The sequence below is a fragment of the Sphingomonas sp. FARSPH genome (genome assembly GCF_003355005.1).
Classification (GTDB): domain Bacteria; phylum Pseudomonadota; class Alphaproteobacteria; order Sphingomonadales; family Sphingomonadaceae; genus Sphingomonas.
The window spans coordinates 3,010,463-3,023,054 of record NZ_CP029985.1; the positions used below are offsets into that span (position 1 = coordinate 3,010,463).

Annotated in this window: 13 protein-coding genes and 1 pseudogene; 6 read left to right on the top strand and 8 right to left on the bottom strand. The window is 65.1% G+C overall.

Going from position 1 to position 12,592, the window contains the following annotated elements:
* Nucleotides 1-189 precede the first annotated feature (189 nt).
* Nucleotides 190-735: a DUF2062 domain-containing protein gene (locus DM480_RS14245; protein WP_115380049.1), complete on the top strand. Its 546-nt coding sequence runs from the start codon at nt 190-192 to the stop codon at nt 733-735.
* A gap of 20 nt (nt 736-755) precedes the next feature.
* On the opposite strand, the gene nhaA is transcribed toward DM480_RS14245, so the two are convergent.
* From nhaA to DM480_RS14265, 4 genes are all read right to left on the bottom strand, one after another.
* Nucleotides 756-1,943 (bottom strand): Na+/H+ antiporter NhaA, encoded by a 1,188-nt coding sequence (nhaA, locus tag DM480_RS14250; RefSeq protein ID WP_115380051.1) that lies wholly within the window; start codon nt 1,941-1,943, stop codon nt 756-758.
* A gap of 298 nt (nt 1,944-2,241) precedes the next feature.
* Entirely contained in the window at nt 2,242-2,520 is a 279-nt protein-coding gene (locus tag DM480_RS14255) for a hypothetical protein (RefSeq protein ID WP_115380053.1), read from the bottom strand.
* Between the two features lie 292 nt (nt 2,521-2,812).
* Complete coding sequence (locus DM480_RS14260; protein WP_115380055.1) at nt 2,813-3,544, bottom strand: SDR family oxidoreductase; 732 nt, start codon at nt 3,542-3,544, stop codon at nt 2,813-2,815.
* 57 nt (nt 3,545-3,601) lie between these two features.
* Entirely contained in the window at nt 3,602-4,537 is a 936-nt protein-coding gene (locus DM480_RS14265) for an oxidoreductase (RefSeq protein WP_115380057.1), read from the bottom strand.
* A gap of 45 nt (nt 4,538-4,582) precedes the next feature.
* On the opposite strand from DM480_RS14265, the gene DM480_RS14270 reads away from it, so the two are divergent.
* The 5 genes and pseudogenes from DM480_RS14270 to DM480_RS14295 all read left to right on the top strand — a co-directional run bounded on the left by DM480_RS14270 (nt 4,583) and on the right by DM480_RS14295 (nt 9,164).
* Nucleotides 4,583-5,227, top strand: a complete 645-nt coding sequence (locus DM480_RS14270) for a TetR family transcriptional regulator (protein ID WP_115380059.1) — start codon at nt 4,583-4,585, stop codon at nt 5,225-5,227.
* A 180-nt stretch (nt 5,228-5,407) separates the two neighbouring features.
* Nucleotides 5,408-6,292, top strand: a pseudogene (locus tag DM480_RS18575) (LysR family transcriptional regulator).
* A 5-nt stretch (nt 6,293-6,297) separates the two neighbouring features.
* Nucleotides 6,298-6,429 carry an SDR family oxidoreductase gene (locus tag DM480_RS14285; RefSeq protein ID WP_115380065.1) on the top strand — a complete coding sequence of 44 codons (132 nt, stop codon included), beginning with the start codon at nt 6,298-6,300 and terminating at the stop codon, nt 6,427-6,429.
* Between the two features lie 330 nt (nt 6,430-6,759).
* Complete coding sequence (locus tag DM480_RS14290) at nt 6,760-8,034, top strand: hypothetical protein (protein WP_115380066.1); 1,275 nt, start codon at nt 6,760-6,762, stop codon at nt 8,032-8,034.
* Nucleotides 8,034-9,164, top strand: a complete 1,131-nt coding sequence (locus DM480_RS14295; RefSeq protein ID WP_115380069.1) for a restriction endonuclease — start codon at nt 8,034-8,036, stop codon at nt 9,162-9,164. Before DM480_RS14290 ends, DM480_RS14295 begins: the two co-directional genes overlap by 1 nt.
* 545 nt (nt 9,165-9,709) lie before the next feature.
* On the opposite strand, the gene tnpC is transcribed toward DM480_RS14295, so the two are convergent.
* From tnpC to DM480_RS17980, 4 genes are all read right to left on the bottom strand, one after another.
* On the bottom strand, nt 9,710-11,143 hold the full coding sequence (gene tnpC, locus DM480_RS14300) for an IS66 family transposase (RefSeq protein WP_115380751.1): 1,434 nt from the start codon (nt 11,141-11,143) through the stop codon (nt 9,710-9,712).
* 111 nt (nt 11,144-11,254) lie between these two features.
* A complete protein-coding gene (gene tnpB / locus DM480_RS14305) occupies nt 11,255-11,602 on the bottom strand; it encodes an IS66 family insertion sequence element accessory protein TnpB (protein WP_076711207.1) in 348 nt (115 codons plus the stop codon).
* Nucleotides 11,599-11,976, bottom strand: a complete 378-nt coding sequence (tnpA, locus tag DM480_RS14310) for an IS66-like element accessory protein TnpA (RefSeq protein WP_056439051.1) — start codon at nt 11,974-11,976, stop codon at nt 11,599-11,601. Before tnpA ends, tnpB begins: the two co-directional genes overlap by 4 nt.
* Before the next feature lie 122 nt (nt 11,977-12,098).
* Entirely contained in the window at nt 12,099-12,563 is a 465-nt protein-coding gene (locus DM480_RS17980; RefSeq protein ID WP_125471551.1) for a hypothetical protein, read from the bottom strand.
* Nucleotides 12,564-12,592 lie beyond the last annotated feature (29 nt).

Genomic DNA, 12,592 nt, shown 5'->3' on the forward strand with positions numbered 1-12,592 from the left:
TTGTGCTCAGGCGGGTCCGCTGATCAGCTTACCTCGACAGCAGCCGGCGCCGCCGTTGTCGGGCCGGGCTTCACGCCATAGCAGCCCGTGATCAGGCGGAGGACTCGAGCGACCGGTCGCTGGCCCCGGCATCCGCGCGGCAGGCGCCACGATCACGTCGCTTGCAGCCACGACGCATCGACCGATCAGATGGAGCCGATGCGCCCGAGACTATCGGTCATCCGGGAGGACCCGGCCCCGCAACGCGTCCGGCGATGGGCGGCGTCGCTCGTCCCGACGCGTCGCGCCATATTGGAGAACAGGCTGCTCCGGCCGATCGCGCATCGGCTCGCCGATCCGGCGCTATGGCGCTTCCGCCGCAGGCCCGTCCGATCGGGGGTGGCGATCGGCCTGTTTTGCGGGCTGGTCGTTCCCGTCGGGCAGATGCCGCTGGCCGTGGTCGCCGCCCTGCCGCGCAGAGCCAATTTGATCGCCGCGACGACCGCGACTCTCGTCAGCAACCCGGTAACGTGCGGACCGATCTACCTGCTCGCCTACAGGCTAGGCGGATCGGTCATCACGGCCATCGCAGGCGGCGACCGCCCATCGGCGGTGGCGTCGACCGTCGTCGGACTTATCTGCATGGCCGTCGTCGGCGCACTGCTCGGGTTCGCGACGGTCGATCTTCTCTGGCGCCGCAGGATCGTGACCCGGCGCCGAGCTTCGCAGGCGAGCAGACGCGCGGCCCAGACCTGATCAGGCCTGACGGTCCCCCTTCAGCCGGTCGCACTCGACGATCCCGTCGCCGTCCCAGCTCGACGTAGAAGCACGAAGCCGAGCAGTCCCGCCGCCAGCGATCCTGCGAGGACGCCGATCTTCGCCTCCGTCTGCAGGAGGGGGCTCGACGGGAAGGCCAGCAGCGTGATGAAGATGCTCATGGTGAAGCCGATCCCGCACAGGCATGCGACGCCGAGCAGCTGGAGCCGGCCGGCATGGGCGGGCATGTCCGCGAGGCCGAGGCGGACTGCGATCGCCGCGAACCCGAAGACGCCGACGATCTTGCCGATCAGCAGCCCGGCCGCGACGCCGATGGTGACGGGCGCCACCAGCGCACCCGGAGGCAGACCCAGGACCGGCACCGCAGCGTTGGCCAGACCGAATATGGGCACCACGAGGAAGGCGACCGGAAGATGAAGCAGGCGCTCCAGCCGGTGGAGCGGACTCGCACAGTCGGCATCGGAACGGCTCGGCGTGCGGTCCATCGGGATGGTGAACGCGAGCATCACCCCCGCCAACGTCGCATGAACGCCGGAGCGCAGGACAAGCACCCACAGAACCAGACCGACGAGCATGTATGGCGTCAGTCGACGAACCCCAAACCGGTTGAGGCCGATCAGCACGACCAGCGCGGCTCCCGCCCCGGCGAGGTCGGGCAGCGAGAGCCCCGCCGTGTAGAACAGCGCGATGATCAGCACCGCTCCCAGGTCGTCGATGATCGCCAGCGCAGCCAGGAAGATGCGCAGCGACGCCGGCACCCGCTTGCCGAGCAGCGCGACGACCCCGAGCGCGAAGGCGATGTCGGTCGCGGCCGGGATCGCCCACCCCGCCGCCGTCGGTCCGCGGTTGAAGGCGAGATAGATCAGCGCCGGCGCCAGCATCCCGCCCGTCGCTGCTATCCCCGGAAGGATCCGCCGGGGCCAGGTCGAGAGCTGGCCGTCCAGCATCTCACGCTTGATCTCCAGTCCGACAAGCAGGAAGAACAGGGCCATCAGGCCATCGTTGATCCAGTGCACCAGGGAAAGCGGGCCGAGATACGCGTGCAGCATCGTGGCGTAGCCTGGTCCAACCGGCGAGTTGGCGATGGCGAGCGCGACGACCGCCGCAGCCATAAGAACGAGCCCCGCCGACGACTGCGCGTGGAGGAAACGGCGGATTGCGCTCGAGTGCGCGGAGTGGTGTTGCATGGCCTGTAGTCCGGACGCAGATCAGGGCCGCTGGCGGCCCGACCAGCGTGAGATACCTGCCTGCAGCACCATGACGCCGCAGACACCCGCCCCCGCTATCGCATCGGCACGCCCGCTCGGCAACCTTGGCGATGCGGACCGAGGCCGCTCTTCCGCTTAGTAAGACTTACGATAGACGGAGGAAGACGCAACCACCTCCACGCCGCAGCGGGTCAGGAACATTGTCGTTCCGTTGATGTAAATGTCACCAGTACGCTTTAATGACGGCTCAACAGGAGGAACCGTGGAGCTTAAGACGCTAGTCGCAGCCATCGGCATGCTCGCTGTCAGCATCAGCGTTTCCGGCGCCGCGCAGGCACAGCGCCACGGACCGGATCGCCTCGAGCATCGAGACCATCGCGGCCCCGACCGGTTCGATCGCGACAGGGGTCCGCGCGGTCGCTACCATGCTTATGGACAGCACGATCGCTGCCGCGTCGTCTACCGCCATCATCGGCGCGTCCGGGTCTGCCGCTGACGCACGCGCGTCGCCGCCCGCCTGGCCTGGCGGCGGGCGGCAATCGATTCGGAAGACCACCCGCGGCGCGCGATTCTAGCGTCTAGATGCCGTCGCTCGCACTATGGCCGGCGGTCCGCATCGCAACAGGTGCAGTAAGGCTACATCTAAAGTGTCAGCAGCTGTAGAGAACGCCCGCGATGTTGACCGCCCCTCTAATCCGAAAAACTCCCGTTCAAGCGGAAGTCGGATTACTTGAAAGCAGACGCTGGTCCAAGTGGACGCAAAGCCCCCGCCAATCACCCTTTTTTCGAACAGACTGGCTTGGCCTACAGCTAGGTCGGTCGGCCCGCGGCCAGCACGTGGGCCGTAGTCATGCCTGAGCGGTGGGCCTGATCACGATCTCGCCGACGTTGACGCCCGCCGGCTGTCTAATGGCGTAGGCGATAGCCTCGGCGATGGTCTCCGGCGGCATGGCGATCGATCCGCCTGCTGCGATCTGCTCCCGTAGGGTCTCATCGCGGATGTGGTCGGCGAAGCCGGTCGCCGTAAAGCCGGGCGTGAGGGTGGTGACGCGGAGGTTGCCGGCAAGCTCCTGGCGCAGCCCGTCGCAGATCGCGACCACGGCCGCCTTCGTACCTGAGTAGACCGCCATGTTGGGGACGATCTTGCGCGCCGCCGTTGACGCCACCGCGATGAAGTGGCCGGAACGTTGGCTACGGAAGATCGGCAGGGCCGCAGCGATGCTCCACAGGACGCCCTTGACGTTAACGTCCACCATCGTCTCCCAATCGTCGAGCGCAAGCGCGTCGACCGGGCCGATCGGCATCGCGCCCGCATTGGCGACGAAGACGTCGAGTCGACCGTAGGTCGTGACCGCATGCTGCGCCAACATGGCCACGTCCTCGCGCCGCCGGACGTCGACGGGAACGAAGGTCGCAGCTCCGCCGCTCGCGGTGATCTCGTCGACAAGGCGCCGCAGCCGGTTCTGGTTCCGCGCGCCTAACACCACCTTCGCGCCTCGTTCGGCGAGATATCGGGCTGTCGCCTCGCCCATTCCGCCGCTTGCCCCGGTAATCGCCACCACCGCACCGTCGATTATCATCGGACTTTCCTTCCGTGTTGCGCGGGTCGTGGACCCAAACAGCATCAACCGTACCTTTCACACGGCATGCTGGTGGGGTGGTTCGTTCAGGAATCGAGCCCCGGTCAGCTCCTCGGAAACCTGCCAGAGGTGCACCGCCACGTCCTGATCCAGCGCCTGCGGCGGAATCGTCGCGGACGTCGGATAGCCGCGTACCTCGCCGATGCCGTCCGGCCCGTAATAGGCGCCCCCGGCCGCATCCGGCGCGGTCGCCGCGTAGAGCGTCGGCAACGCGCCGCGGTCGGCCGGCTGGAACAGGAATGGCAGCAGCGTCCTCGCGAGCCCGTGGGCGCTGCGGCGGCCGGGACCGTTGTGAAGCAAGTCCGTCCGCGCGATGCCAGGATGCGCGGCGATGCTGACGATGCCCATACCTGCGGCGTCGCTTCGCCGCTGGAGCTCCAGCGCAAACAACAGGCAGGCGAGCTTCGACTGGCTATACGCCTTCATCGCCTTATAGCCGCGCGCGGAGTTCAGGTCGTCGAAGTCGATGACGCCCGTACGCGCAGCCACGCTCGACAGCGAGACCACGCGCGCGCCCGCGGGCAGCATCGGCAGAAGGTGCGCCGTGAGGGCGAAGTGGCCGAGGTGGTTGGTCCCAAGCTGCAGTTCGAAGCCGTCGGCGGTTACCTCGCGCCGCGGCGGGACCATCACGCCAGCGTTGTTGATCAGCATGTCGATCGTTTCGTGACGCGCGGCGATGCGGTCGGCGAACGCCGTGACCGAAGCGAGGCTGGCAAGGTCCAGCTCTTCGAAGCGGACGTCGGCGACGGGGAGCATCGTTCTGATACGGTTCACTGCCTCGGCACCCTTGGCCCCATTCCGGCCGGCAAGAACGACGCACGCGCCCGCCCGCGCCAGTGCGACGGCATCCTCGAACCCGAGCCCGCCGGTTCCGGTCACGATCGCCGTTCGGCCGCGCTGCGGGGGAATATCGTCCTGTGTCCACCTTGCCATGTTTGTGCCTTTCAAATAAAATCTGCACCCGGTGTAACTTGTTACATGCACTCGGTGCAACTATTTTTTCAAGGTGAGCGTGTGGCCGATGCATCTGATGTTGCTCCGCCGACCGGCGTTCGGGAACGCAAACGGCGCGAGACGCTACGGCGGATCACCGACGCTGGCGTGCGCCTGTTCATCGAGAAAGGCTTCGACGGCACGACGGTAGACGAGGTCGCCGCCGCGGCGGGCATCTCGCGGCGCACCTTCTTCCACTACTTTGACTCCAAGGACGACATCCTGCTCTCGTTGCAGAGCGACATTGGCGAGGTCTTTGCTGCGGAGGTCCGCAGGGCACCGCTCGCTGATACCCCGTTTGAAATGGTCCGCAACGCGGCGTTGACCGTCTGCGCGTCGTTCCCACATGACGATATGCTGGCTCTGGACCGGCTGATGCGTGGAAGCGCCTCGGTGCAGGCCCGCAAGCAGGCGAGCTATCGCCAGCAGGAAGAGGCGCTCTTCTCTTCGCTGCGCGAGCGCTGGCCCGAACCCGAGCGGGAAACGCGGCTGCGGGTGGTGGCTATGGTTGCCGTCGGCGCCACCCGGCTCGCGTCCGAGACCTTTAGCCGGGAGAACGGCGCCCGGCCTTTTGACGGGATCCTGCGTGAAGCCTTCGACGTGATGGCCACGGAGTTCACCATGGGCTGAGTTGCGCAGTTATTTGAGGCTGGCGAGACCCACGATCCGCCATTCAGGCGGTGATTGCAGTTCCCAGAAACCGGTCGATCGTTCGCCAACGCTACCCACGTGACCTCAGTCGCTATTAACCCCCTGTTGCTGCTCGGACGCACCATCCGCTAGGTTTGCGCGATAGATAGGCTGGACGTCTTGAACCTCTTTGTTCGAGTTGCCGAGGCGGGCAGCTTCTCCAAGGCGGCGCAGCAGAGTGGCATCGCACAATCGACAGCGAGCAAACGGATCGCCAGCCTTGAGAAGCGGCTCGGCGCTCATCTATTGCGACGGACGTCGCGCGGCCTTGCCCTGACATTGGCCGGGCAGCGCTACTATGATGAAGCGCTACGCTTGGTAGATGCGTTCGAGCAATTGGACGAGACGGTTGGTGAGCACGAGCGTACACCGGCTGGCGTCTTACGCCTGACATGTCCGCCGGGGCTGGCCACGTCATACCTGCTGCCGCGGCTCGGCGCGTTCAGAGCGGAGCTTCCTAAGATTTCGCTCGACTTCGTCGTGTCCCAGGGCAATCTTAATCTCGTCAAGGAGGGGATCGACCTCGCGATCCGGTTTGGAGATCTTGAGGATTCCGAGATGCGTTCGCGTCAGGTCGGCACGGCGGAAGCGATCGTTGTCGCCTCCGCAGCCTACCTCCCCGAGCGAGGCGAACCGACGACGCGTTACGAGTAGCGCGATCATTCGCTGATCGCCTCGGCCCGCAATGGGAAATCCCGCTCCGGGACCTTCCGTCGTGGTCAGGAGTGCGTGACGATCGATCCGCATGGCTCGATCCAGTCGGACGACGTCGAACTCACCCTAGGCGCTGTGAAATGTGGTCTAGGGATCGCCCATGCCGCTAGCTGGCTGTTTAAGGACGAACTCGTATCCGGCGAGGTCCGCAGGCTTCTGACCGGATACGAGTGCCCTATCGTACCTATCAGCGCCGTTTGGTCTAGGAATCGAAGCCTTCCAAAACGTGAAGCTGTGTTCCTCACCTACCTGGAAGCGATCTGCGCTTCCGAGCCTACGCCGCTTCAGTGACGCCGATGAACCGACTAGGTCGACCAGACGAACTTGCGGCGGCTGCCCTCTTCCTCGCTTCTGACGACAGCAGCTTCTCGACGGGGATGGAGTTGCTCGCAGACAGAGGCCACGCGGAGCTTTCGAACCAGCGGTAGCATCGCTTCAAGCCTTTACTTAGCTTGCAACGAACGCAGGGCGGAAGTTCCATGGGATCGCAATGACCCATTTGCAGACATTCCGGATCCCATTCCCGCCCCCCAATTTCAGACATTCGTTCATGTCCGGTCGGTATCTCGAGCGGCAACCGTGGGATGACGAAATCTGTGACGAAACTGCCGGTTGGCGGTCCGGTAGTGAGGGTCAGCTCTAGCCAGGAGAGGACATTGGAGGAGCTTTCTATGTGGCCTATCCTGCTCTCTGGCGCATTGCGATCGCCGTGACTACCTCTCCAGATCAACAGGGAGGGGGCGAGGACCCGAATCGGGATGGACAACAAGACGAAGGGGGCTTGGCTTCTCGCCCAGTCTAAAAGTTTGGACGGCTATTCCGGCGCCGGTGCCGCTCGCCTTGAGAACATCTCGTATTCCGGAAAGGTTGGCCGCCTCTACAACTTGCTCCGCCGGCAGTCAGACGAGCAAAACACGTTCACAATCTCCAAGCAGATCGTGGACAACGCGTGTCAGTTGAACGGTATCGACAAGTCGGCGCGCCGCGACGGACTGCAAATCCTGAAGGACGCGGGCCGCATCGACGTCGCGGGCGACGGATCGGTTGCCGTGCTGGGCGCAACTACGCAGGCGGTTTTGGAGGCGACCGTTGAAATCTTCGACGATCAGGGCCCCAGTTCCGACGAGCAGGCAATCATCGACCTTTCTGAGCGGGTGTCAGGGAAGCCGATGAAGCGCGCCGAAGCCGAGGAGTACATCTCCGACACGCACAAGCTGATGAAGGCCGACGCGACTACCCTCGTAGATCTGTCGAAGAAGACGGCGCTGATCGACGAGGAGGGTGAGCGCGGCAACGGCCTCCTCTTTAATTCGCACACCTTCCGCGACGGCAAGTACGCGGAGAAGGCCCACCGGGTGCTGGAACAGCTCAAGGCCGACGAGCGCACCAGGCTGACCGAGGTTCAGGACATGCTGTCGCGCCGCGGCGCGATGTATGAGGCGGAGGTCGAGAAGATGCTCGGCCCGGACCTGTACAAGCGGCTGGTCAGCGTCGGCCTGTTCGACCGCATGGAGGTCAGCAACAGCACCGAGTCCGTCGGCTACATCGCGTCGCCTAATGACTTCCAGAAATACGGCCGCCCATTCGAGGAGGACCCCATTGACGACGCGAAAGCGCTTATCGCGTCGCTGACCTACGGTCAGACGCGCAGCAACTCCGTGCGCGGTCGGATTACGATGCCCGAAGCACTGATCCGCACCCTTGTCCGCGGCGACGAGCTTGCCGCTGGGGCTGGCGGTATCCGCGCGATTGGGGAGGACTATCGAGAGTTGGAGGCGCGGCAGGTCGTGGAGACGACTGAACAGAGCCGGGGACGATTCACCATGCGTCTCCTAAAGAAGGACGTTGGTGAGTTGGCCCTGACCATCGTCCGCGGCGGAGCGGCGGCCCAAGACGCAGTGCTGATGGACGGCTCCCCGGCGCGCGCCTTCAAGGGTCCTCATGCAAGCCGAAACGAGGTACGGGTCAAGAACGATATTGCCGACAAGCGGTTCGTGCACGACACGCTTGACCGGCTGAGGAGTGAAGGTTGATGGCTTTGGCGAAGGGCGCTGGTCTTGAGGAATTAGCGCGGGCGTATTTCGCGCGGCAGGGCTTCGTTGCCATCCGCAGCGTCTCGATACAGTTCGAAGAGGAGGAGGTCACCGACGTGGACGTCTGGCTGTACGGGCGGCAGGGCGGCGGTGTTCGGACGCGGGCGCTCGTCGACGTGAAGGACAAGAAGTCTCCCAAGGCGTTTGAGCGCATAATGTGGGCTCGCGGTATGCAGTTGGCCCTCAACTGCGACCGGGCGGTGGTCGCCACCACTGACACCAACACGAAGGTGACGCGCTTCGCGCAGCAACAGAAGGTCGCTTTGCTGACGGCCGCCTACCTCCGCAACTGGTCGGGCGGCGACGACGTCTTGAAGGAGCGACTGAGCCTCGAAGAGCTGACGTCGAGCATCCAGTCCTACACCGGTCACAAGCAGGACGGCGATTGGCTTAAGCAGATTGCCGCGGCAAAGTCCGCGGTGGTCAGCCTGGCCCCGTACCCCGCCTTCAACAAGGCAATTGCGTCTTTCCGTTTCTTCGCCGAGCGCGCCGCCACCCGTCCCCAGCACCGCGAGCAGGCACTCCGTGGCGCGTTTCTATCGGCAGCTCTGGCCTGCATGGCGCTCGACGCAGCGCTGGAGAAGCTGTCCTTCGAGGAACCGAAGGCGCGCTACAACTTGCTCTACTCCGGCGTCACCTACGGCGACGCGGGAGACAACCGCGTGCAGAGCAGCATCGACACCGTCCTTTCAGTCATATCGAGGGGCGTAAAGAACGGTCCGGCGCTGGCCCGTCAGACGAGCGACGCACTGGAGGAGATGTTCGCCGGGGTGCGTGCTGAGATCATCGCCGAGTTCTTCGCCAAGGAGCAGAACGCGGCGCACCTGTTCCCAGTCGCGCGCGAACTAGAGGGTCGAGCCCACGCCCGGTCTCGCGAGAGCCTGATTGGGCTCTCGGTCGAGGCTAAGTCGATCATTGGTGTCTTCGCAGACTTCGTCGGTGCCAAGCGCACAGCCCTTTTGAGCAGCGAGTTCGTGGCCGCCGCCTCCACCTGTGCCCGCCAATACGAAGGCTGCCACTGGCTCGCCGCTGCCCCCGCCGACTGCGGTCAAGGCGATGGGTCCGGCTGACGGCACGGCGGCGGAAGATAGCGAGAGCGAGGTTTCGCAGCCTGCCGAATCACCCGATGCGGCGCCGACGCACGACAAGAAGGATGGTGACCCGAGCCCAACCCTTCTCTAGTGACGAGAGTTTCCTCGGCATATCGCCGGGGGACACCGCCGCTGGCGTCGTCCTGCCTAACTAGCTTACAAGCTGGCAACTTCGACATGGACGCAATGGCACTCAGACTGATGGGAAGTTTGGGTTCATAGGGCATGAACGAAGCTGTGGACCATATTTCATGTTCGAAAGGCCGACGGCTCGACGCAAAAAGCCGATACTGGCCTTCTTACTTATCGCTGGAGCAGGAGGCCGATTTTATCTGATCCGGACGTTCGAGTCGCACCTGATGAACGGCAACATCTGGTCGACAACTGCCGAACGAGGAGACCCAATTGCCGTCATCCATCATGGCCTTGCCGCTTCCCGATTTCTGCCGTTTGTTCACCTCGCTACATGCGCTTCTTTCACGGCGAAATCAGCTGATCGGTAAGCGTCCGGTGACGGCGTCACCTCAAACGGGCCGGTAGTTCCACGGCAGCAGTTCAGCGACCCGGCGGGCCGGATGGTCTGCGATGCGTCTGATGGTGTCGGCCAGCCAGGCCTCGGGGTCGACGCCGTTGAGCCTGGCGGTTTCCACCAGGCTGTAGATGCTGGCGGCGCGGTGCCCGCCCTGGTCGGAGCCCGCGAATAGCCAGTTTTTGCGCCCGACGGCGATACCGCGCAGCGAGCGCTCGGCGGCATTGTTGTCGATCTCCAGGCGACCATCGTCGGCATAGCGGGTCAGCGCCTGCCAGCGGGCGAGCGCATAGCGGATGGCGACCGCAAGGTCGGAGCGCCGGGACAGCTTCGGTCCGGTCGCGTCGAGCCACTGGCGGAAGGCATCGAGCAGCGGTCCGGCCCTGGCCTGGCGCGCGTGCCGTCGCTCGTCAGGGAGCCGGCCACGCACATCCCGTTCGACGGCATAGAGGCCGGCGATATGGTCCAGTGCCTCGCGGGCCGTGGGGGAGCCGGTTGCGGCATGGACGTCGAAGAACTTGCGCCTGACATGCGCCCAGCAGGCCACCTCTGCGATGCGGTCGCCATAGAGGCGGTCGAACCCGGCATAGCCATCGGCGTGCAGATCGCCCCGGAACCGGGCAAGATGTCCGGCGGGTCGTTCGCCCTTGCGGTCGGGCGCGTAGTGGAACAGCACGGCGGGCGGAGCCTCGCCGCCAGCCCCGCGCTCGTCGCGTACATAGGTCCACAGCCTGCCCGTCCTGGTGCGACCGGCACCAGGGGCCAGTACCGGCACCGGCGTGTCGTCGGCATGGAGGGTCGCGCCGCCCATGACGTGGCGCTCGAGCGCGTCGACCAAGGGGCCGAGGAGCGCGGCCGAGCGCCCGACCCAGTCGGCGAGCGTGGAGCGGGCAAGGTCGACGCCCTGGCGAGCATAGATGCCCGACTGGCGGTAGAGCGGCAGATGGTTGGCGTATTTGGACACCAGCACATGGGCGAGCAGCCCCGCACCGGGTCGACCGCGCTCGATGGGCATGGACGGCAACGGCGCCTGCACTATGCGCTCGCATGACCGGCAGCTGAGCCGCGGCCGGACGTGGCGCACGACCCGGAACGAGGCGGGCACATAGTCGAGCTGTTCCGTAACGTCCTCGCCCATGCGCCGCATGGCACCACCGCAGTCGGGGCAGACGCACGGTGCCTCATGCACGACCTCGGTGCGGGGCAGATGATCGGGCAGCGGCTGTCGATACGGCCTGGCGGTCTCCCGTGTCCGGGTGACCACCGGCATCGCCGCAGTGGCGGCTTCCGCCTCGCGCTCTTCCAGCCCGAGTTCCAGCTGGTCAGCCTGGTGCGTCAGCTTCTCCGACGAACGGCCGAAGGCCATGCGCCGCAGCCGCGCGACCTGCATCCGCAACTGCTCCAGCTCGGCGCCGGCAGCAATGAGCATGGCCTTCAGAAGGGCGATATCGTCGGGCAGCGAGGCGGCATCGGGCGACACGCCCGCTTATACCAGAACCCCCGTGCCGATACACGCGAAAGCCGCAGGAAACCGTACTTTTTACCAGGCCAAGGTCGGCTGCGAGGACCGGATCGGATGCCGCCAGTCCACCCCTTCGAGCAGCATCGACAGCTGCGCCGGGGTCAGCACCGCGACGCCGTCCGCGGTCGCCGGCCAGGTGAACCGGCCCCGCTCCAGACGCTTGGCATGGAGCACGAGACCCTGACCATCCCACCACAGCAGCTTGACCAGATCGCCACGCTTGCCCCGGAAGGCGTACACCGCACCGCCAAACGGATCCTGGCGCAGCCGCTGCTGTACCAGCGCGGCCAGCCCGTCGAAGCCCTTGCGCATGTCCGTGACCCCGGCCGCCAGATACACCCGGACACCGCCCGGCGGCCCGATCAAGCAAACCCCGCCAGCACGGTCTTGAGCACCCGCGCGTCGATGGGAGGTGCCAGGCGGATGCGTTGCCCGGCCGGGCCGACCACTTCCACCACACCCGGTCCGAGCGGCTCCGAATGCGGCACCATGGGCGCGCCCGCCACCTCGACCGGAATGAATGCCGGCCCCGGCAACGGCAATGCTTCGCTCGCCACCCCGTCGCGCAGCAGCGTGCGTCGCCAGCGATACACCAGCGACGTGCACACCCGGTGTCGCCGCGCCACCTCCAGCACGCTGGCACCCGGCATCATCGCCTCCGACACGATCCGCGCCTTGTCATCTTCGCTGAACCGCCGGCGCGGTTCAGGCCCAACCATCTCGATAATTCGCGTCGCCATGATGCCGCACCGGTGTCTGCCACAGTGCCGAACCTGTGGCTTGCGCATCACCTCGTCAGCAAGGTGGAGAAGACCGGACGCTTACGCTGATCGAACGTCTGGCATTGGGGGGTTAGCGGACATTAAATCCTCGGGCAGCGACTTGCCGGCGTTAAGGTGATATTTCGGTAGGAAAGGGGCCGCTCGATATCGCCATCGTCAGTAGCGATGGTTGCGGTCCCCTTGAACGTGGCTGGGATGCCGTTGCCCGGTCGACCGATGTCAGCCCGCTGCACCGGAGCGTAGAGAGTGACGAGGATGAAGGAGCGAAGTTCTTTCGGACTACCGTGGTTGAACCAAGTGGCACCTTGGCTACCATTTCCCTCGATAACGCCATTGGGTGTGGCACTGCTTCCAGCTTTGATCCGCCAGCCGTTCGGAATGCGGCAGACAGACTTAATATGCACACCCCAGGTTTCGATCGCAAAAGCCTCGATGCTCTCCGTGTCTTTCAGCGATATCCGCCCGATCGACAGTAGGTAGCTTCGTGGGTGGTCGACCGGTGCTGCGCCGATCATGAACAACGCCAAGGAGAGCAAGACTTTCATTTAAGCATGCTTGCACGCCAACGGAATGG

Bases quoted from the DNA above. Each gene is read 5' to 3' on its own strand.
- DM480_RS14245 (WP_115380049.1), top strand. From the start codon at position 190: ATGGAGCCGATGCGCCCGAGACTATCGGTCATCCGGGAGGACCCGGCC.
- nhaA (WP_115380051.1), bottom strand. From the start codon at position 1,943: ATGCAACACCACTCCGCGCACTCGAGCGCAATCCGCCGTTTCCTCCAC.
- DM480_RS14260 (WP_115380055.1), bottom strand. From the start codon at position 3,544: ATGATAATCGACGGTGCGGTGGTGGCGATTACCGGGGCAAGCGGCGGA.
- DM480_RS14265 (WP_115380057.1), bottom strand. From the start codon at position 4,537: ATGGCAAGGTGGACACAGGACGATATTCCCCCGCAGCGCGGCCGAACG.
- DM480_RS14270 (WP_115380059.1), top strand. From the start codon at position 4,583: ATGCACTCGGTGCAACTATTTTTTCAAGGTGAGCGTGTGGCCGATGCA.
- DM480_RS14285 (WP_115380065.1), top strand. From the start codon at position 6,298: ATGAACCGACTAGGTCGACCAGACGAACTTGCGGCGGCTGCCCTCTTC.
- DM480_RS14290 (WP_115380066.1), top strand. From the start codon at position 6,760: ATGGACAACAAGACGAAGGGGGCTTGGCTTCTCGCCCAGTCTAAAAGT.
- DM480_RS14295 (WP_115380069.1), top strand. From the start codon at position 8,034: ATGGCTTTGGCGAAGGGCGCTGGTCTTGAGGAATTAGCGCGGGCGTAT.
- tnpC (WP_115380751.1), bottom strand. From the start codon at position 11,143: ATGCTCATTGCTGCCGGCGCCGAGCTGGAGCAGTTGCGGATGCAGGTC.
- tnpA (WP_056439051.1), bottom strand. From the start codon at position 11,976: ATGGCGACGCGAATTATCGAGATGGTTGGGCCTGAACCGCGCCGGCGG.
- DM480_RS17980 (WP_125471551.1), bottom strand. From the start codon at position 12,563: ATGAAAGTCTTGCTCTCCTTGGCGTTGTTCATGATCGGCGCAGCACCG.